Source organism: Streptomyces sp. NPDC002176 (genome assembly GCF_044903645.1).
Classification (GTDB): domain Bacteria; phylum Actinomycetota; class Actinomycetes; order Streptomycetales; family Streptomycetaceae; genus Streptomyces.
The window spans coordinates 623,608-643,721 of record NZ_JBJDQW010000004.1 but is presented as its reverse complement, the minus strand read 5'-3'; the positions used below and the strand labels follow the sequence as shown (position 1 = coordinate 643,721).

At 71.5% G+C, this 20,114-nt stretch carries 21 protein-coding genes; 7 read left to right on the top strand and 14 right to left on the bottom strand.

Features of this window, described 5'->3' with window-relative positions:
• Positions 1-6: 6 nt before the first annotated feature.
• The 3 genes from ACI2LY_RS22090 to ACI2LY_RS22080 form a co-directional block, all read right to left on the bottom strand.
• Complete coding sequence (locus ACI2LY_RS22090; RefSeq protein WP_388999229.1) at positions 7-1,032, bottom strand: 6-phosphofructokinase; 1,026 nt, start codon at positions 1,030-1,032, stop codon at positions 7-9.
• Positions 1,033-1,244: 212 nt separating this feature from the next.
• Positions 1,245-1,973, bottom strand: coding sequence for a type 1 glutamine amidotransferase (locus ACI2LY_RS22085; protein WP_388999227.1), 729 nt, complete (start codon positions 1,971-1,973; stop codon positions 1,245-1,247).
• 23 nt (positions 1,974-1,996) lie between these two features.
• On the bottom strand, positions 1,997-3,235 hold the full coding sequence (locus ACI2LY_RS22080) for a MurT ligase domain-containing protein (RefSeq protein ID WP_135791091.1): 1,239 nt from the start codon (positions 3,233-3,235) through the stop codon (positions 1,997-1,999).
• 161 nt (positions 3,236-3,396) lie between these two features.
• Here ACI2LY_RS22080 and def point away from each other — a divergent pair, with 161 nt between their 5' ends.
• Complete coding sequence (gene def, locus ACI2LY_RS22075; RefSeq protein WP_404708644.1) at positions 3,397-3,936, top strand: peptide deformylase; 540 nt, start codon at positions 3,397-3,399, stop codon at positions 3,934-3,936.
• Positions 3,937-3,946: 10 nt separating this feature from the next.
• Here the strand turns inward: def and ACI2LY_RS22070 are convergent, their stop codons facing one another.
• Complete coding sequence (locus ACI2LY_RS22070; protein ID WP_388999221.1) at positions 3,947-4,591, bottom strand: TetR family transcriptional regulator; 645 nt, start codon at positions 4,589-4,591, stop codon at positions 3,947-3,949.
• A gap of 170 nt (positions 4,592-4,761) precedes the next feature.
• Here ACI2LY_RS22070 and ACI2LY_RS22065 point away from each other — a divergent pair, with 170 nt between their 5' ends.
• Positions 4,762-5,988: an acyl-CoA dehydrogenase family protein gene (locus tag ACI2LY_RS22065; protein ID WP_404708643.1), complete on the top strand. Its 1,227-nt coding sequence runs from the start codon at positions 4,762-4,764 to the stop codon at positions 5,986-5,988.
• An 86-nt stretch (positions 5,989-6,074) separates the two neighbouring features.
• On the opposite strand, the gene ACI2LY_RS22060 is transcribed toward ACI2LY_RS22065, so the two are convergent.
• The 7 genes from ACI2LY_RS22060 to ACI2LY_RS22030 all read right to left on the bottom strand — a co-directional run bounded on the left by ACI2LY_RS22060 (position 6,075) and on the right by ACI2LY_RS22030 (position 12,836).
• Positions 6,075-6,596, bottom strand: a complete 522-nt coding sequence (locus ACI2LY_RS22060) for a cupin domain-containing protein (RefSeq protein ID WP_404708642.1) — start codon at positions 6,594-6,596, stop codon at positions 6,075-6,077.
• A 7-nt stretch (positions 6,597-6,603) separates the two neighbouring features.
• Positions 6,604-7,818, bottom strand: a complete 1,215-nt coding sequence (locus ACI2LY_RS22055; RefSeq protein ID WP_404708641.1) for a cytochrome P450 — start codon at positions 7,816-7,818, stop codon at positions 6,604-6,606.
• A complete protein-coding gene (locus ACI2LY_RS22050; RefSeq protein WP_388999209.1) occupies positions 7,815-8,879 on the bottom strand; it encodes a type III polyketide synthase in 1,065 nt (354 codons plus the stop codon). Before ACI2LY_RS22050 ends, ACI2LY_RS22055 begins: the two co-directional genes overlap by 4 nt.
• A 227-nt stretch (positions 8,880-9,106) precedes the next feature.
• Positions 9,107-9,340, bottom strand: coding sequence for a DUF6213 family protein (locus ACI2LY_RS22045; protein WP_217460603.1), 234 nt, complete (start codon positions 9,338-9,340; stop codon positions 9,107-9,109).
• 25 nt (positions 9,341-9,365) lie between these two features.
• Positions 9,366-10,751 (bottom strand): NADP-dependent succinic semialdehyde dehydrogenase, encoded by a 1,386-nt coding sequence (locus tag ACI2LY_RS22040; RefSeq protein WP_404708640.1) that lies wholly within the window; start codon positions 10,749-10,751, stop codon positions 9,366-9,368.
• A gap of 76 nt (positions 10,752-10,827) precedes the next feature.
• Positions 10,828-11,301 carry an NUDIX domain-containing protein gene (locus ACI2LY_RS22035; RefSeq protein ID WP_404708639.1) on the bottom strand — a complete coding sequence of 158 codons (474 nt, stop codon included), beginning with the start codon at positions 11,299-11,301 and terminating at the stop codon, positions 10,828-10,830.
• Entirely contained in the window at positions 11,298-12,836 is a 1,539-nt protein-coding gene (locus tag ACI2LY_RS22030) for an ATP-dependent DNA ligase (RefSeq protein ID WP_404708638.1), read from the bottom strand. Before ACI2LY_RS22030 ends, ACI2LY_RS22035 begins: the two co-directional genes overlap by 4 nt.
• A gap of 78 nt (positions 12,837-12,914) precedes the next feature.
• On the opposite strand from ACI2LY_RS22030, the gene ACI2LY_RS22025 reads away from it, so the two are divergent.
• From ACI2LY_RS22025 to ACI2LY_RS22005, 5 genes are all read left to right on the top strand, one after another.
• Positions 12,915-13,529 carry a helix-turn-helix domain-containing protein gene (locus ACI2LY_RS22025; protein ID WP_393593455.1) on the top strand — a complete coding sequence of 205 codons (615 nt, stop codon included), beginning with the start codon at positions 12,915-12,917 and terminating at the stop codon, positions 13,527-13,529.
• A gap of 137 nt (positions 13,530-13,666) precedes the next feature.
• A complete protein-coding gene (locus ACI2LY_RS22020) occupies positions 13,667-14,638 on the top strand; it encodes an NADPH:quinone oxidoreductase family protein (RefSeq protein ID WP_404708637.1) in 972 nt (323 codons plus the stop codon).
• Complete coding sequence (locus ACI2LY_RS22015; RefSeq protein WP_404708636.1) at positions 14,635-15,816, top strand: acyl-CoA dehydrogenase family protein; 1,182 nt, start codon at positions 14,635-14,637, stop codon at positions 15,814-15,816. Before ACI2LY_RS22020 ends, ACI2LY_RS22015 begins: the two co-directional genes overlap by 4 nt.
• Entirely contained in the window at positions 15,813-16,904 is a 1,092-nt protein-coding gene (locus ACI2LY_RS22010; protein ID WP_404708635.1) for an acyl-CoA dehydrogenase family protein, read from the top strand. Before ACI2LY_RS22015 ends, ACI2LY_RS22010 begins: the two co-directional genes overlap by 4 nt.
• A gap of 101 nt (positions 16,905-17,005) precedes the next feature.
• Positions 17,006-17,200, top strand: a complete 195-nt coding sequence (locus ACI2LY_RS22005; protein ID WP_031181865.1) for a hypothetical protein — start codon at positions 17,006-17,008, stop codon at positions 17,198-17,200.
• Between the two features lie 26 nt (positions 17,201-17,226).
• On the opposite strand, the gene ACI2LY_RS22000 is transcribed toward ACI2LY_RS22005, so the two are convergent.
• The 3 genes from ACI2LY_RS22000 to ACI2LY_RS21990 all read right to left on the bottom strand — a co-directional run bounded on the left by ACI2LY_RS22000 (position 17,227) and on the right by ACI2LY_RS21990 (position 20,072).
• Entirely contained in the window at positions 17,227-17,589 is a 363-nt protein-coding gene (locus tag ACI2LY_RS22000; protein WP_404708634.1) for a DUF779 domain-containing protein, read from the bottom strand.
• A gap of 71 nt (positions 17,590-17,660) precedes the next feature.
• A complete protein-coding gene (locus ACI2LY_RS21995; RefSeq protein ID WP_404708633.1) occupies positions 17,661-18,008 on the bottom strand; it encodes a VOC family protein in 348 nt (115 codons plus the stop codon).
• 78 nt (positions 18,009-18,086) lie between these two features.
• Positions 18,087-20,072, bottom strand: a complete 1,986-nt coding sequence (locus ACI2LY_RS21990) for an N-acetylmuramoyl-L-alanine amidase (RefSeq protein WP_404708632.1) — start codon at positions 20,070-20,072, stop codon at positions 18,087-18,089.
• Between the last annotated feature and the right edge of the window lie 42 nt (positions 20,073-20,114).

Here is a 20,114-nt window from a genome sequence, read left to right as displayed (position 1 = left end):
CGCCCGCTACAGCACGCACTCCGCCTCGGCGTACCGCTCCGCCGGGACCGTCTTCAGCGTGCTGACCGCCTCGGCCAGCGGCACCATCACGATGTCCGTGCCGTGCAGCGCGGTCATCCGGCCGAACTCCTCCCGGTGCACCGCCTCCACCGCGTGCCAGCCGAACCGGGTGGCCAGCACCCGGTCGTACGCCGTCGGCGTGCCGCCGCGCTGCACATGCCCGAGGATCACCGGCCGGGCCTCCTTGCCGAGCCGCTGCTCCAGCTCGACGGAGAGCTGGCGGGCGATCCCGGCGAAGCGCTCATGGCCGTAGATGTCCCGGCCGCCCTCGTCGAACTCCATGGAGCCGGGACGCGGCTTGGCGCCCTCGGCGGCCACCACGATGGCGAACCGCTTGCCCGCCTCGAACCTGGCACCGACGCGGCGGGTCAACTCGTCGATGTCGAAAGGCCGTTCCGGCACGACGATGGCGTGCGCACCGGCCGCCGTGCCCGAGTTCAGCGCTATCCAGCCGGTGTGGCGGCCCATGACCTCCACGATCAGCACCCGCTGATGGGACTCGGCGGTGGTCTTCAGCCGGTCCAGCGCCTCGGTGGCGACTCCCACGGCCGTGTCGAAGCCGAAGGTGACATCGGTCGCCGCGATGTCGTTGTCGATGGTCTTGGGCACGCCCACGATCGGCAGCCCGCTGTCCGACAGCAGCCGGGCCGCCTTCAGCGTGCCCTCACCGCCGATCGGGATGATCGCGTCGAGCCCGAGTTCCTCGACATGGCCCTTCACCCGCTCCACTCCGCCGCGCAAGTGCTCCGGACGGACGCGGGAGGAGCCGAGGATCGTGCCGCCGCGCGCCAGGATGCCGCTGACGGCATCCAGGTCGAGCTTCAAGTAGTCGCACTCCAGCAGGCCCTTCCAGCCGTCGCGGAAGCCGATGACCTCGTCGCCGTGGTCGACGAGGGCCCGGTGCACGACGGACCGGATGACGGCGTTCAGACCGGGGCAGTCGCCGCCGGAGGTGAGGACACCAATGCGCATAGCCCGGATTACCTTCTCGACGTGGGCCGGGAGACCGGACCACGTTGTCCGGCGGGGTCCCGGCCAGACTACCGGCGGCAGGGGCCCCTCACCCAGCGGGCGTCCGCCTGCTGGACGCACCCGCACAGGTGAGCGGACGACGCGTCAGGCGGGCCCGCGAATGCTCACGGGCCCGCCTGACGGGTGTACGGATATGCGGTTGTCTACGCCGATTACGCGGGCTGCTGCGCCGAGGCGATCCGCTCGTCACGCAGCGCCTCGTACCAGGTGTCGTCGATCGGCGGCAGCGCGTTCACGTCCAGCGCCAGCTTCAGCAGCAGGTCCGCGACCTGCGGGTTACGGGCCAGCACGGGGCCGTGCATGTACGTGCCGAACACGGTCCCGTTGTACGCGCCCTCGGTGCCGTCCCCGGTGCCGTTGCCCCGGCCCAGCCGGACCTGGGCGAAAGCGCGGGCGGTCGGGCCCAGATGGGTGACGCCCTGGTGGTTCTCGAAGCCGGTCAGCGGGGGCAGGCCCAGCCGCGGGTCGATGTCGCCGAGGACATCGCCCACGCACCGCTCGCCCTCGCCGCGCGTCGACGTCACATCGAGCAGGCCGAGGCCCGGCTCGCGCTGGCCGAGGTCGTTGATGAACTCGTGGCCGAGGATCTGGTAACCGGCGCACACGGAGAACACGATCGCGCCGTTCTCCACCGCGCGCTGGAGGTGCCCGTCGCGGCGCAGCCGCTCGGCCGCCAGCCGCTGCGGACGGTCCTCACCGCCGCCGATCAGGTAGATGTCGCCCGAGGTCGGGATCGGCTGGTCGCTGCGCACGTCGAGACGGGCCACGTCCAGGCCGCGCTGACGCGCCCGGCGCTCCACGACGAGGGCGTTGCCCTGGTCGCCGTAGGTGCTCAGCAGGTCGGGATAGATCCACACCAGCCGCAGTTGGTTGTCGCTCATGAGGAGGTTGTCGCCCTTCTGGCTCAGTTGCCGACGCGGCGGCGCAGGTCCTGGAACGCGGTGTAGTTGGCGATGACCTCGATCCGGCCCGGCGGGGCCGCGGCGACGGCCTCGTCGAGGTTCTCGCACACCTGGAAGTGCTGGTTCGCCACTTCTAGGCGGACGGCGAGGTCCAGCTTCCGGTCACCGATGACGAAGATCGGGTGGCCGGTGAGCCGGGTGTAGTCCACGTCCCACAGCCAGGAGGTGTCGGTGCCGTCCGCCCCGCGCGCGTTCACGGAGAGGATCACCGGGGTGGGCGGCGGGTCGATCAGGGAGAAGGTCTCCAGCCAGCCGGCCGGGTTCTTCGCCAGCAGCAGCCGCAGGTCGCGGTTCTGGAACTGGACCACGTCGTAGCGTCCGGCGACCGCCTGCACCTGGTACATGCGCTCCAGCGCCACCTGCGGCGGCACCCCGAACACGGCGGCGACGGCGGCCGAGCTGGCCGCGTTCGCCTTGTTGGCGCGGCCCGGCAGCTGGAGGTGGATCGGCCAGGCCGAGCCGTGCGGGTCCAGCACATGGTCGCCGGAGAGCGCCCAGGTCGGCGTCGGACGGCGGAAGCCGCACTCGCCGCAGAACCAGTCGTCGCCGGGGCGCTGCATCACACCGCCGCAGGACGGGCAGGACCAGGCGTCGTCCTTCCACATCTGGCCGGCCGCGACCCAGACCACGTTGGGGGAGGACGAGGCCGCCCACACCACCAGCGGGTCGTCGCAGTTGGCGACGACGACGGCCTTGGAGCCGGACAGGCCCTCGCGCCAGTTCTCCGCGAGCATCCGGGTCTCGGCCGCGCGGTCCAGCTGGTCGCGGGAGAGGTTCAGCAGGGCGATGCACTTGGGGCTGGTGTCACGTGCCACACCGGCCAGGTACTTCTCGTCGACCTCGATGACACCGAACTTGGCGTCCGAGCCGCCCGCGAGGGCGGAGGTGATTCCGGCCGGCATGTTGGCGCCGAGCGCGTTGGACACGACCGGCCCGGCGGCGCGCAGGGCCTCCGCGATCAGCCGGGTGGTGGTGGTCTTGCCGTTGGTCGCCGACACCAGGACCACGTCCAGGTGGGTGGCGAGCCGCGCGAGCAGGTCGGGGTCGAGCCGCAGGGCGACCTTGCCGCCGATCACCGACCCGCTGCCGCGTCCCGCGGCGCGCGATGCCGCCGCGACCGCCTTGCCCGCGGTCACGGCCAGCTTGGCCCGCGGCGAGAGCGGGTCCGAGTTGCCTGCCATCAGTCCTCGATCCTCCTTGCGTACGCGCCGCGCCTGGGGGCCATCCGGCAGCGTGGTGGGGGCCTCAGCCTATCGAGAACCGTTCGCACACCCGAATCCCGGTCCACCCGGCCCGCCCTCGCGCGCTCGGTGCGGGCCGAACGAACCGTACCCTTGCCGCCATGCGACACCGCTCGATACCGGGTGCCCACGGGCGCGTCCGGCCTCTCACCCTCCTCGGCGACCCCGTGCTGCACGCACCCTCGCGGGACGTCACCGACTTCGGTCCGGAACTCTCCGCGCTCGTGGCGGACTTGTTCGCCACCATGTACGCGAACGAGGGGGTGGGCCTGGCCGCCAACCAGATCGGCGTCGACCAGCGGGTGTTCGTGTACGACTGCCCGGACGACGAGGAGACGCGCCACCTCGGCCATGTGGTCAACCCCCGGCTGGTCGCCGCCGACGGGCTGGAGTTCCTGGCCCCCGAGGGCTGCCTGTCGCTGCCCGGCCTGGAGGCGGGCCTGGAGCGGTACGACCACGCCGTGGTCGAGGGCGTCACGATGACGGGGGAGCCCGTCACCATCGACGGCACCGGGTTCTTCGCCCGCTGCCTCCAGCACGAGTGCGACCATCTGGACGGCACGGTCTACGCCGACCGTGTGACCGGCCGCCGTCGGCGCAAGCTCGACCGCCAGGTGCGCAAGGCCCCCTGGCACAGGTGAGGCGGGCGGGTCAGAAGCCGGGGCCGCCCACGCGGTCACCGGCGGCCGCGAGCCGCCCCCACAGCAAGTCGGCCAGCGAGCGCACCAGTTCGGCCCGCGAGCAGGGGCGCTCGCCCAGCCACCAGTCCCCGGCGGCGTGCATCATGCCGACGATCCCGTGCCCCCAGACCCGGGCCAGCTGCTGGCTGCCCGGACCGAGGTCCACCCGCTCCTCGATGACCTGGGCCAGGTCCTCGCCCATCCGGCGCAGCAGCGGGGCGCTGTGCTTGCCGACGTCGAAGCCCTGGTCGGCGCCCTGGCCGCCCTCGGAGGGGTGCATCAGGAACCGGTACACCTGCGGCCGGGCCTCGATGGCGGCGAGGTAGGTGTCGAGCGTGGACTCCACGCGCTCACGGCGTTCGGCGGGCGCGTCCAGCGCGGCGCGCAGCGAGTCGAGCAGGGCGTCGGTGTGCCGCATGGCGAGGGCCGCGTAGAGCCCGCCCTTGTCGCCGAAGTGCCGGTAGAGGATCGGCTTGGTGATGCCCGCCTCCGCGGCGATGGCGTTCATCGACGCCTGCGGGCCGTCGCGCAGCACCACCCGGTCGGCGGCTTCCAGCAGCTCCCGCCGTCGTCGGTCGGCGGACCGCTGCTGATCGGTCCGCTGTGTGGTGTCCATGTGGTCTCCCCACCCGTGCTGATTCGGTGACGCCTGCGCAAACTAACACCCGCCGGGGGTCTGACATCGAACGGGATACCGAGCCGTCATGCGGAGTTGACTTTGCCTACCGGTCGGTAACATAATTTGGTTACCGCTAGTAACACCGTACGTGCGCCGCTGGAGGGGACATGGCCGAGTTCACCATGGAGCTCAACGACGAACAGAAGGAGGTCCGGGACTGGCTGCACGGCTTCGCCGCCGACGTCATCCGGCCCGCGGCCGCCGAATGGGACGAGCGGGAGGAGACTCCCTGGCCGGTCATCCAGGAGGCCGCCAAGATCGGCGTCTACTCCCTCGACTTCTACGCCCAGCAGTACTTCGACCCCACCGGCCTCGGCATCCCGATGGTCATGGAGGAGTTGTTCTGGGGGGACGCGGGCATCGCCCTCTCCATCGTCGGCACCGGCCTCGCGGCCGTGGGCGTCCTCGCCAACGGCACCGAGGAGCAGATCGGCACCTGGATACCGCAGATGTACGGCGACGTGAACGACGTCAAGGTCGCCGCCTTCTGCTCCTCCGAGCCCGACGCGGGCTCCGATGTGGCCTCCCTGCGCACCCGCGCGGTGTACGACGAGGCCAAGGACGAGTGGGTGCTCAACGGCACCAAGACCTGGGCGACCAACGGCGGCATCGCCAACGTCCATGTCGTCGTCGCCGTGGTCGACCCGGAGCTGGGCTCCAAGGGCCACGCCTCCTTCATCGTCCCGCCCGGCACGCCCGGTCTCAGCCAGGGCCAGAAGTTCAAGAAGCACGGCATCCGCGCCTCGCACACCGCCGAGGTCGTCCTCGAGGACGTGCGGGTGCCCGGCTCCTGCCTGCTCGGCGGCAAGGAGAAGCTGGACGAGCGGCTGGCGCGGGCGCGGGAGCGGGCGCGTAGCGGGGGTGAGCGGGTGAAGAACGCGGCGATGGCCACGTTCGAGGCGTCCCGGCCCGCCGTGGGGGCGATGGCTGTGGGTACGGCTCGGGCCGCTTATGAGGTGGCTCTCGAATACGCCACTACGCGTGAGCAGTTCGGGCGGCCCATTGTTGACAACCAGGGGGTCGCCTTCCAGCTGGCCGACATGCGGACGTCCATCGACGCGGCCCGGCTGTTGGTGTGGCGGGCGTCGTGGATGGCGGTCAACGGGCGGCCGTTCACCGCGGCCGAGGGGTCGATGTCCAAGCTGTTCGCCAGCGAGACGGCGAAGAAGGTCACTGGGCAGGCGATTCAGATTCTCGGGGGGAATGGGTATACGCGGGAGTATCCCGTGGAGCGGATGCATCGGGATGCGGCGATCTACACGATCTTCGAGGGGACCAGTGAGATTCAGCGGCTGGTGATCGCTCGGACCTTGGCCGGGGTGCCGATTCGGTAGCGGCGAGGGGCGCGGGGGTGGTTTTCGGGCTGACCGGCCGTCGTGGCTGGTCGCGCAGTTCCCCGCGCCCCTGAAGGCACAGACACTCACCGGTGTTTCAACGGTGTGAGTTGCTCTATGTCGTAGCGCTTCCTCAGCTGCTCTATCGCCTGGTGGTCCGGGGGGCCTCCCGCGTCCAGGATCTCCAGGAGTTCCTCGAAGTAGCGCTCGTGGTCCGGTGGGGGAGATGCCTGGAAGAACATGCGGGCCGGGGTGTCGGTGGGGTTGGCGAAGGCGTGGGGGCAGCCGGGCGGGACGACGATGAGCGTGCCCGGTGTCGCCCGGACCATCCTGGTGCCCGAACTCGACTCCCACTTCTGCCAGTTGTCGGGGGTGCGGATGCGGGGCTCGAAGGCGAGGACGTCGAGTTCGCCGTCGAGGACGTAGAACAACTCCTCGCTGCGGGTGTGCACATGGGCGCCCACGTCGAAGCCCGGCGGGACCTCCACCTCGAAGGTGGAGGCCGTCCGCGAGTGGGTGCCGGTGACCTTGAACGTGACCCGCTGGGCGGCCGTCTCCATCACCCGGCCGTGCCCCGGCGGGACGAGCAGTCCCTCGGTCGTCGTCATGACCGGCTCACCAGGTCACCGGCAGGGCCTCGGGCCCCCGGATCAACGCGCCCTTGCGGAAGGGGACATCCTCCGGCGGCACGGCGAGCTTCAGGCCCGGCACCCGGTCCAGCAGGACGTCCACCAGCAGCTCGGACTCCAGCCGGGCCAGCATCCCGCCGGGGCAGTAGTGCGGGCCGAAGCCGAACGCCACATGCGGGTTGGGGCTGCGCTCGACGTCGATGGTGTCCGGGTCGGGGAACACCTCCGGGTCGCGGTTGGCGGCCAGGTAGGAGGTGTAGACCGCGTCGCCCGCGCGGATGCGGACGCCCCCGATCTCCACGTCCTCCAGGGCGATCCGGGAGAGGCCCACCGCGTTGCGGTGCGGGATGTACCGCAGCAGCTCGTCGATCGCCCTCGGCCGGATCGCCGGGTCCGAGCGCAGCCGCTCGGCCAACTCCGGCCGGGTCAGCAGCAGATAGAACATCTGCCCGCTGTTGTTGGTGACCGCCTCGCCGCCGATCTGGAGCAGTACGGCGAGACCGACCGCCTCCACCAGCGTGACCTCGTCCCGGTCCACGGCCGCGCTCAGCAGCGAGCAGACGTCCTCGCCCCTGCCGTGCGCGTGGTGGCCGATGAGGTCCGTGAAGTAGGCGCTCATCTCCCGCTTGGCCTGCTCGCTGACCTCCTTGCCGTGCGCGGAGGACAGGATCAGCTGGGTCCACTCGTGCATGGCGTGCTGGTCGGCGGCGGGGACGCCCATCAGCTCGCAGATCACCGCGATGGGGAACGGGCTGAGCACCGCGCCGGTGAGGTCGGCGGGCGGTCCCGCCCGGAGGAGCCCGTCCACCAGCTCCTCCAGCACGGCCCGCGACCGCTCCCGGACCCGTTCCACGCCCTTCGCGGTGAACGCGGCGGCCACCGCGCGACGCAGCCGGGTGTGGTCGGGCGGGTCGAGGAAGCCGACCGCGCCCCGGTCCGGAATGAAGTGCGGGGCGAGCCGGGTGACCTGCTTCTCCATCACGGCTTCCCGGCCGAAGCGCGGGTCGTTGGTCACCATCCGTACGTCGTCGTACCGGGTGACCAGCCAGGCCCAGCCCTCGCCGTTGGGCAGCTGAACGCGGGTGACCGGGCCCTCGTTCATCAGCTCGGTCAGCACCGGGTCGAAGTCGGTGCCCGGCAGGTCGGTGACCGGCCAGTGCCGGACCGGGGGCGGGGTCCCGGTGAGCGTCTCGTCGCTCATCGCCCCTCCTGGTCCCGGCCGACCCAGCGGCCGACGGTCATCTCGGCGGTGATGCCGGGCCCGAACCCGGCCAGCAGTCCGCGCGCCCGGTGCTCGGCACCGCCGTCGTCGAACAGCCGACGCAGCGCGTCCAGGACGACGGCGCTGGCGATGTTGCCGTACTCGGTGAGCGTGGCCCGGCTGAACCGGAACGCGTGCGGCTCGACCTTCAGGAACTTGCTGAGGTCGTCGAGTATTCGGGGGCCGCCCGCGTGGATGATGTAGAAGTCCAGGTCGGAGGCGTTCCAGCCGTGGTTGCCCGCGAGTTCCTGGAGCGCCGGGGCCAGCGGCTCCATCGTGGTCGGCACCCGCTTGTCCAGCAGGAAGTGGAACCCGGTGTCCCGGACGTCGTACGAGATCCAGTCCTCGGTCTTGGGGATCAGGTACGAGCCGTTGCGCTCCAGCTGCACACCCGTGCCGCCCCGGCCGCGCACGACGGCGGCCGCGATGCCGTCGCCGAACAGGCCGTTGGAGAGCAGGGAGCCGACGCCGAGGTCGGTCGGCTGGTAGCACAGCGAGCAGAACTCGCAGGCCACGATGAGGGCGTTGGCCTCCGGGTAGGCCGAGCAGAAGTCGTGCGCCCGGTTGATGGCAGCGCCCCCGGCCGCGCATCCCAGCTGGGCGATGGGCAGCTGCCGGGTGGTGCTGGAGAAGTCCATCTCGTTGATCAGCCACGCGGTGAGCGACGGCATCATGAAGCCGGTGCACGACACGTAGACGATGACATCGATGTCAGAGGTGAGGAGTTCGGCCGAGTCCAGGGCCTGTTGGATCACCGCGGGCACCCGGGCCTTGGCCTCGTACTCGTACAGCTTGTTGCGCTGCTCGAAGCCCGGATGCTTCAGGGTCTCCTCGATGGGCTGCACGATGTGCCGGGTGCGCACTCCGGTGTTCTCGATCAGCCGGAGGGCCAGCGGGAGCTGTGGGTTGTCCGCGTGGTGCGTGCGGGCCAGCTCCAGGGTCTCCTCCATGGTGATCACGTGTTCCGGCACGGACACCGAGGGTCTGCACAAAGTCGCCATGAGCGGTCCCTGCTTTCGCCGTCCGGCGGGCCTTCGTCCGCCGGTCAGAAGGTGGTCCACCCACACTCACCCGGAAGGCCGACGATCTCGCGCCGAATTACGCCGAACCGGCGAGAACAGAGAGTAACAAAAGGGCATCCATGCAGCTCAGGCCGACTGTAAAAGGGGCGCGGGGAACTGCGCGACAAGCCACGACGGCGCAGCACCCCACCACGCACCCCGAACCCCTACGGCGCCCCACTGCTATGAGCAATGCACGCCACATCGATCCGATCCGCCAACTTCGCCAACTCGATGGTCAACTCGGCAACGGTGTCCTCATCGAGCCCCCGCTCCCCAGCCTCCACCAGATGCACCCACCGCGCCCCCACGCTGCGCAGCAACTTGCTGACGTCGGACGCCGACACCCGCAGCGCACCACGCTCGTCCACGATCAGAGGGAGGGTCACTTCGCCGTTCACAGACCGGATCGTATCCGTGCGATCCTCACGCTCCCTGCCAAACGGTGGTGATGTTGCAGAACTCCCGGATTCCCTGCGCGGACAGTTCACGTCCGTACCCGGACCGCTTGATCCCGCCGAAGGGGAACGCGGCGTGCGAGGCGGTCATGCCGTTGACGAACACGCCCCCGGCCTCCAGGTCCCGCGCGCAGAGCGCCATCTCGTCCTCGTCCCGCGTCCACACGCTGGAACTCAGCCCGAACGGCGAGTCGTTGGCGATGAGGATCGCGTCCTCCAGGTCGTCCGCCCGGTACACGGTCGCCACCGGCCCGAACGCCTCCTCGCGATGGATACGCATCTCGCGCTCGACGTCCGCGATCACGGTCGGCGGGTAGTACCAGCCGACGCCGTCCGGCCGCTGGCCGCCGCACAGGATCTCGGCCCCGCTGCGGCGCGCGTCGTCGACCAGCTCCTCCACGTCCGTGCGGCCCTGCTCGGTGGCGAGCGGGCCGACGTCGGTGTGGTCGTCCATGGGGTCGCCGACGGTCAGGTCCTTCATCCCGGCGACGAACTTCTCCAGGAAGGCGTCGTAGACGTCCCGGTGCACGATGAACCGCTTCGCGGCGATGCAGGACTGCCCGTTGTTCTGTACCCGTGCCGTCACCGCGACCTGGGCCGCCCGGTCTAGATCGGCGGAGGGCATCACCAGGTACGGATCGCTGCCGCCCAGCTCCAGCACCGTCTTCTTGATCATCTCGCCCGCGGTGGAGGCGACCGCGCGCCCGGCGGGCTCGCTGCCGGTGAGGGTGGCGGCCTTGACCCGGTCGTCCCGGAGGATCTCGTCGACGGCCGACGAGCCGACCAGCATCGTCTGGAAGCAGCCGACCGTGAACCCGGCCCGGTGGAACAGGTCCTCCAGATACAGGGCGGTCTGCGGCACGTTGGAGGCGTGCTTGAGCAGGCCGACGTTGCCCGCCATCAGCGCGGGCGCGGCGAACCGGATCACCTGCCAGAGCGGGAAGTTCCACGGCATCACCGCGAGCACCGGACCCAGCGGGCGGTAGACGACCCGGACCCGCGAGGCGCCGGAGTCCTTCACGTCCGCCTCGTCCGGCACCTCGTCGGCGAGCAGCCCCTCGGCCCGCTCGGCGTACCAGCGCATCGCCTTGACGCACTTGGCGGCCTCCGCGCGGGCCTGCGCGAGCGGCTTGCCCATCTCGGTCGTCATGATCCGGGCGACCTCGTCGTTGTCCGCCTCCAGGAGGTCGGCGGCCCGGTTCAGACGCTCGGCGCGCTCGGCGAACGACGTCGTCCGGTAGGTCCGGAAGGTGGCCTCGGCGAGCTGGAGCCGACGCTCCACCTCGGCGTCGTCCATCGGCTCGTACGTCTTGACCGTCTCGCCGTTCGCCGGGTTCACCGTGGCGATGGGCATGGCTGACCTCCTGGTACCGGGGTGTGCGTCGACCATCGCGCGCGGCATGCGGTACCGCAACGCATCGGTCCCCTGTTCAGCCCGAGTGCTCCGCCAGACGGTCCAGAAACGTGCTCTGTCCGGAGATCATCAGCGGCCGGGCCTCCTCGGGGGTGAACCAGGCCACCCGGTCCAGCTCCGGGAACTCCTGGACCCGGCCCGAGTGGGGCGGCCACTCCATGGTGAAGGTGCCGGGCGTGATGGCCGACGGGTCGAGGTCGGCCTCCACCGCCCAGGCCGTGACGATCTTGCCGTTGCGCTGGGTGATCTCGCCCAGCGCCAGCGCCGGGCCGTCCGGCGGGGCGAGGCCCAGCTCCTCCTGGAACTCCCGGCGGGCCGCCTCCCAGGCGGGCTCGTCCGCCTGGTACTCGCCCTTGGGCACCGACCACGCCCCCTCGTCCTTCGTGCCCCAGAGCGGGCCGCCCATATGGCCGAGCAACACCTCCAGCCCTCGGCTGGTATGGCGGAACAACAGCAGTCCCGCACTGCGCTTCGTCGCACGCACTGTCACGCCTTGACCTCCGGGTGGGCCGCGAGCAGGGCCTCCACCGTATCGGCGTCCTCGGGCCTTTTGTCCTCGCGATAGCGGATCACCCGCGCGAACCGCAGGGTGACCCCGGCCGGATAGCGGGTGGAGCGCTGGAGTCCGTCGTAGGCGATCTCCACGACGAGTTCGGGGCGTACGGTCATGCCCCAGCTCTTCTCCTCCACCGCGAGTCCGCCGAGCCGTTCGGTCTGCCAGGCGAGCATCGCGTCGGTCATGCCCTTGAAGGTCTTGCCGAGCATCGCGTACCCGCCGTCGGCCGTGCGGGCGGCCAGGTGGAGGTTGGAGAGCTTGCCGGTGCGGCGGCCGTGGCCCCACTCGGCGGCCAGCACCACCAGGTCGAGGGTGTGCACGGGCTTGACCTTCAGCCAGGACGCGCCGCGCCTGCCCGCGCTGTACGGCGCGTCGAGCCCCTTGGCCACGATGCCCTCGTGCCCGCGCGCCAGGGTCCCGGCCGAGAACTCCTCCGCCGCCGCGGTGTCCTCCGGCCCGGCCACCAGCGCCCGGCGCACCCGCATCGGCTCCGGCACCAGCCGGGCCAGCTCCGCGTGCCGCTCGGCGAAGGGCAGGTCCAGCAGATCCCGGCCGTCCACCGAGAGGGCGTCGAAGAACACCGGGGAGACCGGGACCTCCTCGGCCGCCCTGGCCACGTCCACCCGTGAGCCGACCCGGCCCGCCGTCTCCTGGAACGAGCGGGGCCGACCGTCCGGGCCGAAGGAGATGACCTCGCCGTCCAGCACGAACCGCTCGCCCGGCAGTTCCAGCGCCGCCGACGTCACCTCGGGCAGCCGGTCGGTGATGTCGTCCAGCGTCCGGGTGTACACCCGCACCTCGGCGCCGTCCCGGTGCACCTGTACGCGGATGCCGTCGAGCTTCTCCTCCACCGCGCACGCCCCGAGCTTCTCCACCGCCTCCGCGACCGAGGAGGCGCTGCGGGCCAGCATCGGCAGCACCGGGCACCCCACCGTGAGCCGGAACTCGTCCAGCGCGCCGGGGCCCTCGGCCAGCAGCGCCTGGGCGACCGTCTGGAGCGAGCCCGCCAGCATCACCGCCCGCCGTACCGTGGCCGGGTCGGCGTCCGTGGCACGGGCCAGCCCCTCCACGGCGAGCGCGTCCAGGGCGCCCTGGCGGACCTCGCCGGTCAGCAGGCCCCGCAGGAACCGCTGTTCGTCCTCGGTGGCCGCGCCCATCAGCTCGTCGACGATCCGCGCCCGCTCGGCCTGCGAACCGGCCCCCGACACCGAGGCCAGCTCGGTCAGCAGGGCGTCCACCCCGCGCACGGTGAGCGTGGGCTCGGCGGCGGGCGGCACCTCGCGGCCGAGCACCTTCCAGCCGACGCCGATCCGCCCTTGCGGCAGCCGTCCCGCGAGATACGGGATGACCACCGGGACGTCGTCCGGTTCCGCGTCCCGGAAGAGTTCCGCGAGCAGATCCGTCTTGCGGGTCCGGGACGCCGTGGCGGCGACCTGACCCGACACCTCCGCGAGCCGAGTGAGCAGCATGCAGCATGAGTGCTCTGCGAAGGCCCCGCTCACACCTGCCGGATTGACAAACCCGCTTGCTGAATCTGCAATAAGGGCATGAGCGAGACGAGCGACGCGGGCGCTGAGAGCACCGACGAGGTGCTGGCCGCCGTCGGCCCGAGACTGCGCCGCATCCGCAAGGAGCGGGACGTGACGCTGGCCGCGCTGTCGGAGACGACCGGCATCTCGGTCAGCACCCTCTCCCGGCTGGAGTCGGGCCTGCGTCGCCCCAGCCTGGAACTGCTGCTGCCCATCGCGCAGGCCCACCGGGTCCCGCTGGACGAGCTGGTCGGCGCCCCGCCGGTCGGTGACCCCCGGGTGCGGACCGAGCCGGTCAAGCGCGACGGCCGCACCTTCTACCCCCTCACCCGGCGCCCCGGCGGCCCCCAGGCGTACAAGGTGGTCGAACCGCGCCGCGACCGGCAGCCCGACCCGCGCACCCACGAGGGCTACGAGTGGCTGTACGTCCTCTCCGGGCGCCTGCGGCTGGTCCTCGGTGACCATGACGTGGTGCTGGGCCCAGGCGAGGCCGCTGAGTTCGACACCCGCGTGCCGCACTGGTTCGGGTCGGCGTGGGACGGGCCGGTGGAGTTCCTGAGCCTGTTCGGGCCGCAGGGGGAGCGGATGCATCTGCGGGCGCGTGCCGGGCGGCGGGCCGGGGAGGAGGACTGACGGGTTCCGCTGTTCGGTTCCTCGGCTGTTCAGTTCCCCGGCCGACTGTTCCCGGATCGCTGTTCCCTCATCGGCAAGCGACCGCTTAGTATGCCCAGGACCCCGGTTCAGACGACGCAGTCCCGTGGAGGCCCGGCATGCAGGCATGGCAAGTGCACGAGAACGGCGAGCCGCGCGAGGTGATGCGCCTGGCGGAGGTGGAGACCCCCACGCCCGGCGAGGGCCAGGTGCTGCTACGTGTGCGCGCCGCCAACGTCAACTTCCCGGACGCCCTGCTCTGCCGGGGCCAGTACCAGATCCGGCCCCCGCTGCCCTTCACCCCCGGCGTGGAGATCTGCGGCGAGACCGAGGACGGCCGCCGCGTCATCGCCAACCCGGCGCTGCCGTACGGCGGTTTCGCCGAGTACGTGCTCGCCGACGCCCGCGCGCTGCTGCCCGCGCCCGACGCGCTGGACGACGCCGAGGCGGCCGCCCTGCACATCGGCTACCAGACCGGCTGGTTCGGCCTGCACCGGCGGGCCCATCTGGAGGCGGGGGAGACCCTGCTCGTCCACGCCGCCGCGGGCGGTGTCGGCAGCGCGGCCGTACAGCTCGGCAAGGCCGCCGGGGCACGGGTCATCGGTGTCGTCGGCGGGGCCGACAAGGCCGCCATCGCCCGTGAACTGGGCTGTGACGTGGTCGTGGACCGGCGTGCCGAGGACGTGATCGCCGCCGTCAAGGAGGCCACCGGCGGCAAGGGCGCCGACGTGATCTACGACCCGGTCGGTGGTGAGGCGTACGCGCAGTCCGCCAAGCTCGTCGCCTTCGAGGGCCGGATCGTGGTCGTCGGGTTCGCCAGCGGCAGCATCCCGACCCCCGCGCTCAACCACGCCCTGGTGAAGAACTACTCGATCGTGGGCCTCCATTGGGGCCTGTACAACACCAAGAACCCCAAGCTGGTGCTGCGCTGCCACGAGGAGCTGACCGAGCTGGCCGCGCGCGGCGCGATCAAGCCGCTGGTCAGCGAGCGCGTACCGCTCGCCGGGGCGGCCGACGCCGTGCAGCGGGTCGCCGACGGCGTGACCACCGGCCGGATCGCCGTCCTGCCGCAGAACGGAGCCACCGCATGACCGACGCCGAGGAACTGCGCCGCCGCACAAACGAGTTGCTGGCCGCGCACCCGCCCGCCACCACCGACCGCCTCGACTTCCTCCGCGCCCGCTTCGACGCCGGACTGGCCTGGGTGCACTACCCGGAGGGCCTCGGTGGACTCGGTGCCCCGCGCTCGCTCCAGGCCGTCGTGGACGAGGAGCTGGCCGCCGCCGGTGCCCCCGACAACGACCCGCGCCGCATCGGCATCGGCCTCGGCATGGCCGCCCCGACCGTGCTGCGCTACGGCACCGACGAGCAGAAGGCCCGCTTCCTGCGCCCGCTGTGGACCGGCGAGGAGGTGTGGTGCCAGCTGTTCAGCGAGCCCGGCGCCGGGTCCGACCTGGCCGCCCTCGGCACCCGTGCCGTGCGGGACGGCGAGGACTGGGTGGTCGACGGGCAGAAGGTGTGGACCTCCAGCGCCCACCTCGCCCGCTGGGCCATCCTCATCGCCCGCACCGACCCGGACGCGCCCAAGCACGCGGGCATCACCTACTTCATCTGCGACATGACCGACCCCGGCGTGGAGGTCCGGCCGCTGCGCCAGATCACCGGCGAGGCCGAGTTCAACGAGGTGTTCCTCACCGGCGTCCGCATCCCGGACAGCCACCGCCTCGGCGAGGTCGGCGACGGCTGGCGGGTCGCCCAGACCACGCTGATGAACGAACGCGTCTCCATCGGCGGCATGCGCCTGCCCCGCGAGGGCGGCATGATCGGCCCGCTCGCCAAGACCTGGCGGGAACGCCCCGAACTGCGCACCCACGACCTGCACCAGCGGCTGCTGAAGCTCTGGGTGGAGGCCGAGGTGTCCCGGCTCACCGCCGAACGCCTGCGCCAGCAGCTCAACGCCGGCCAGCCCGGCTACGAGGGCTCCGGCATGAAGCTCGCCTTCGCCCGCCTCAACCAGGAGATCAGCGGCCTGGAGGTCGAACTCCGGGGCGAGGAGGGGCTGCTCTACGACGACTGGGCCATGCGCCGCCCCGAACTCGTCGACTTCACCGGACGCGACGCCGGGTACCGCTATCTGCGCTCCAAGGGCAACAGCATCGAGGGCGGGACCAGCGAGGTCCTGCTGAACATCGTCGCCGAGCGCGTCCTCGGCCTGCCCGCCGAACCGCGCACCGACAAGGACGTCCCCTGGAAGGACCTGGCCCGATGAGCACGCCGAACGCCGAGCCCGACCTCCTCTACTCCGAGGAGGAGGAGGCGCTGCGCGCCGCCGTCCGCGACCTGCTCACCGACCACTGCGGGCCCGCCGCGGTGATCGCCCGCACCGAGTCGGACACCCCGCACGACCCCGCCCTGTGGAAGCAGCTCGCCGAGGGCATGGGCCTGGCGGGGCTGCTGATCCCCGAGGCGCGGGGCGGCCAGGGGGCCTCGCACCGCGAAGTCGCCGTCGTGCTGGAGGAGTTGGGGCGGGCTGTGGCGCCGGTGCCGTACCTCACCAGCGCGGTCGTCGCCACCGAGGCGCTGCTCGCCTGCGACGACGCCGAACTGCTGGAGCAACTCGCCACCGGCCGCACGGTGGGCGTGCTCGCCGTCTCCCTGACCACGGCGCCCGGCGCCGCCTTCGCGAGCGTGCGGGTCGAGAACGGCTCGCTGCACGGCGAGTTGAGCTCCATCGCGGACGCGGTCGCGGCCGACGTGCTGCTCGTCCCGGCCGACGACGGCGACCTCTACGCGGTGGCCGCCGACGCGGTCACCCGCACCCCGCGGACCCCGCTCGACCTCACCCGCCCGCTCGCCACCGTCACCCTCGACGGCGCCCCCGGCCGCCGCCTCGGCCCCGCCGAACCCGCCGTACGGCGTGCCCTGCGGGCCGGTGCGGGACTGCTCGCCTCCGAGCAACTGGGCATCGCGGACTGGTCGTTGACCGAGACCGTGCGCTATCTGAAGGAGCGCAAGCAGTTCAACCGGCCGGTCGGCGGCTTCCAGGCGCTCAAGCACCGGCTCGCCCAGCTCTGGCTGGAGGTGGTGAACCTCCGCGCGGCCGCCCGCGCCGCCGCCGACGCGCTCACCACGGGCCATGACACCGACCTCGCCGTCGCCGTCGCCCAGTCCTACGCCTCGCCCGTCGCCGTCCGCGCCGCCGAGGAGGCGCTCCAGCTCCACGGCGGACTCGGCATGACCTGGGAACACCCCATCCACCTCTACCTGAAGCGGGCCAAGGCGGACGCCCTCGCCTACGGCAGCGCGGGCGCCCACCGCGAGGCCCTCGCAAGCCTGGCCGACCTCCAGGCTCCCTGACACCACCCTTACGGGGGACACGTCAGCGCCCCGGAACACCCCTCCGCTACGCCACACTTGCGGCCGAACGCCGCACACCTGGCGTGGCGGAGGAGGTTCCGATGGCTGTTTCCATCTCAGTGGTGCTGCTGCTCCTGATCCTGGCCGTGGTCTTCATGCGCAACGGCGCGCTGAAGATCTCGCACGCCCTGGTCTGCATGATGCTCGGCTTCTACCTGGCCAGCACCAGCATGGCCCCCACCATCAGCAACGGCCTCACGGCCACGGCGGACCTGGTGAGCGGCCTGCGGCCATGACGCGCGCGACCTAGGACGCGCGCGGCCTAGGAGCCGATCACTCGGGAGCGGATCAGGAAGCGGACGCCCTCCGGGGCCTCCAGGGAGAAGCCGCTGCCCCGGCCGGGGACCACGTCCACGATCAGCCGGGTGTGGCTCCAGACCTCGAACTGGGACTTCGACATCCAGAAGCCGACCGGTTCCGGGACGCCGTCCACGGCCAGTTCGGCCAGGAGGACGTCGGAGCCGCCGGTGCGGAACTCGCCCTCGGGGTAGCACATCGGGGCGCTGCCGTCGCAGCAGCCGCCGGACTGGTGGAACATCAGCGGACCATGCCGCTCACGGAGCTTGCGCACCAGCGCGGCCGCCTCGGGCGTGAACTCGACGCGCTGACTCTCTTGCGTTTCCACGGTCACCGTCCAGGAAGAGCGGGGCGTCCGACACCCCCAGTCTGGGCGCTCACCGGGAGGCAGTCCAGCGGTCAGCGATGGCTGAGCACGTTCACCACGCGACCGGCGGGGTCCCGGACGAAGAAGCGGCGTACGCCCCACTCCTCGTCGGTCAGCGGATGCACGATCTCCGCGCCGCCCTCCAGAAGCGCCGCGTACACCGCGTCCGCGTCGTCCACCTCGATGCTCAGATCCGGGGCCACCGGAGCCGTGCGGTCCTCGTCCATCAGGGTCAGCTGCGCGGTGGGGTTCGACGGCGAGCCCAGCGTGGTGACCCAGCCGTGGTCCATGACCTGCTCCAGCCCCAGCACCCCGTAGAACGCCACGCTCTCCTCCCGCGCCGCCGCCGGGACGGTGGGCACCACACGCCGTACGGACATCACACGACTCCTTCGCCGGTCGGGGCACGCGGGCGGCCGGGGCCGGGACCTCGCGGGTCCGGCCCCGGCCGCAGTGTGTCAGCTCTTGGACTTCGGCCTGGCCGGTTTCGGCGCACCGGCGGCCGCCGGAGGCTCCTTCACGTCCACGTCGCTCGCCCGCACATAGGCCAGCCGGTGGTCGAGCTGGATCTCGTAGTACTCCTCCTGACCCTTCACCACCGGCGCCGGGGTGTCCCCGAACGAGGACCGGTCCACATAGGTGCCGTGGACGACGGACTGCGTCACATACCGCTGACCCTCCTGGATCGTGTACGGCAGCGGCGCCTCCTGCTGCTCGTCCATCCCGTCCGGGTACGCCGACTCCTCCGGGAGCGCCCGCCCGAACACCGGGATCTCCTGGCGGCCCTCCTTCGGCGTGATCGTCCGGGCCCGCTCGCCCACGGCGGTCGGCTGGTCCTTCGGGTTCTTGAACCACGCCTTGTGGCCCTGGAACCAGATCGCCGTCCAGTCACCCTGCCGCCCGGCCACCGCGAACGTCTGGCCCGCCGACACCCGCGAGCCCAGGTCGTTGACGTCCACCGTGGTGTCGTCGCCGTCGGGCTTGCGGCCCGGGTCCTGGATCAGCGAGGAGTCCTCGCTCGGCTCGGTGTGCAGCCGGACCGCGCTGGAACCGTGCGGCGCGCACTTCTCGCCGCTCTCCACGCACCCGGTGAACACCGGCTTGTGCTTGGCGTACTCCGGAAGAATCATCACCGTGTCGCTGTCCGGCCCCGCCGTCGCCTTCAGCGGGGCGCCGAGCAGGTCGAAGTAGTGCCGCCAGTCCCAGAACGGCCCCGGGTCGTCGTGCATGTCCGGGATGGTGTCCTCGGTCGGCGCGGGCACGTTGTCGTGGCCGAAGATGTGCTGCCGGTCCAGCGGGATGTCGTACTTCTTGGTCAGGTACTTCACCAGCCGGGCCGAGGAACGGTACATCTGCTCCGTGTACCAGGCGTCCGGCTGCCGCAGGAAGCCCTCGTGCTCGATGCCGATCGAGCGGCCGTTCACGAACTGGCTGCCCGAGTGCCAGGCCGCGTCCTTGGTCTTCACATGCTGGGTGACACTGCCGTCGCTGGACCGGATCGAGTAGTGCCAGGACGCCTCCGTCGGGTCCTGGACGGTCAGCAGCATCGAGGCCAGCGGCGCCTCGGTGTCATGGATGACGATGTACTCGATCTTCTGGTCCTTGGGCCGGTCGGCCAGGTCGTGGTTGCCGTACGCCTCGTCGTCGATCCTGACGTACGGCGCGCTCAGCCAGGAACACGACAGCTCCGCCGGGCACTCCACGTTCTTCGACCGGGACGAACCCGCCGCCCCGGCGTGCGGACGCACCCTCGGGCTCGCGGCCAGGACGACGTGCTGACCGGCGTCGGTGACCCGGTTCGCACCCTTGCGGATGATGTCGAAGACATCGTTGGCATACGTCGCCGCCGAGTCGGCGTCGGTCGACCCCGGGAAGCGCGACACCGCGTCCCACCACTCGGCCGGGTCGGTGCTGAGCGGCTTGCCGAGCGTCTTCTGCGCCGCCGCGAGGAGGGCCGCGCCGCCGCGCACGTTGGCGGCGTCGTCGGTGCGCAGCCGCTCCACCGGAAGACCGACCAGAGCGGCCGCCCGCCGCAGGTCGGCGGAGCGCCGCGCGTCCTCGGCCGCCTTCTGCGCCGGGGACGGGCTGGCCTTCTGCACCTTCGGATGGGGTGTCACATGGTGCGGGGGAGTCGCGGCCGGCGGTCCGGCGGAGTCCACCAGGTGCATCGGCCCGTAGCCGCCGATGACGCTCGGCGCGCCCTGGTGGGAGTCCCACCGCGACTGGAGATAGGACACCCCCATGAGCACGCTGCGGGGGACATGGAACTCGTCCGCCGCCGCGGTGTAGTCGTCCTGGAGGCGTTGGTCGGAGGGACCGCCCGAGTCGTCCGAGCGGTCGATCAGCAGGGGCACCAGAAGCGCCGCCGACGCGGCGGTCACACAGACGATCCGCCGATGCCCGCGCACGGCACTGGACAGGCGGGGGGCGACGCGTTTTCTCATACGGCTGGCTCCAACGAGGTTCGGCGCGGCCTGGACATGCGG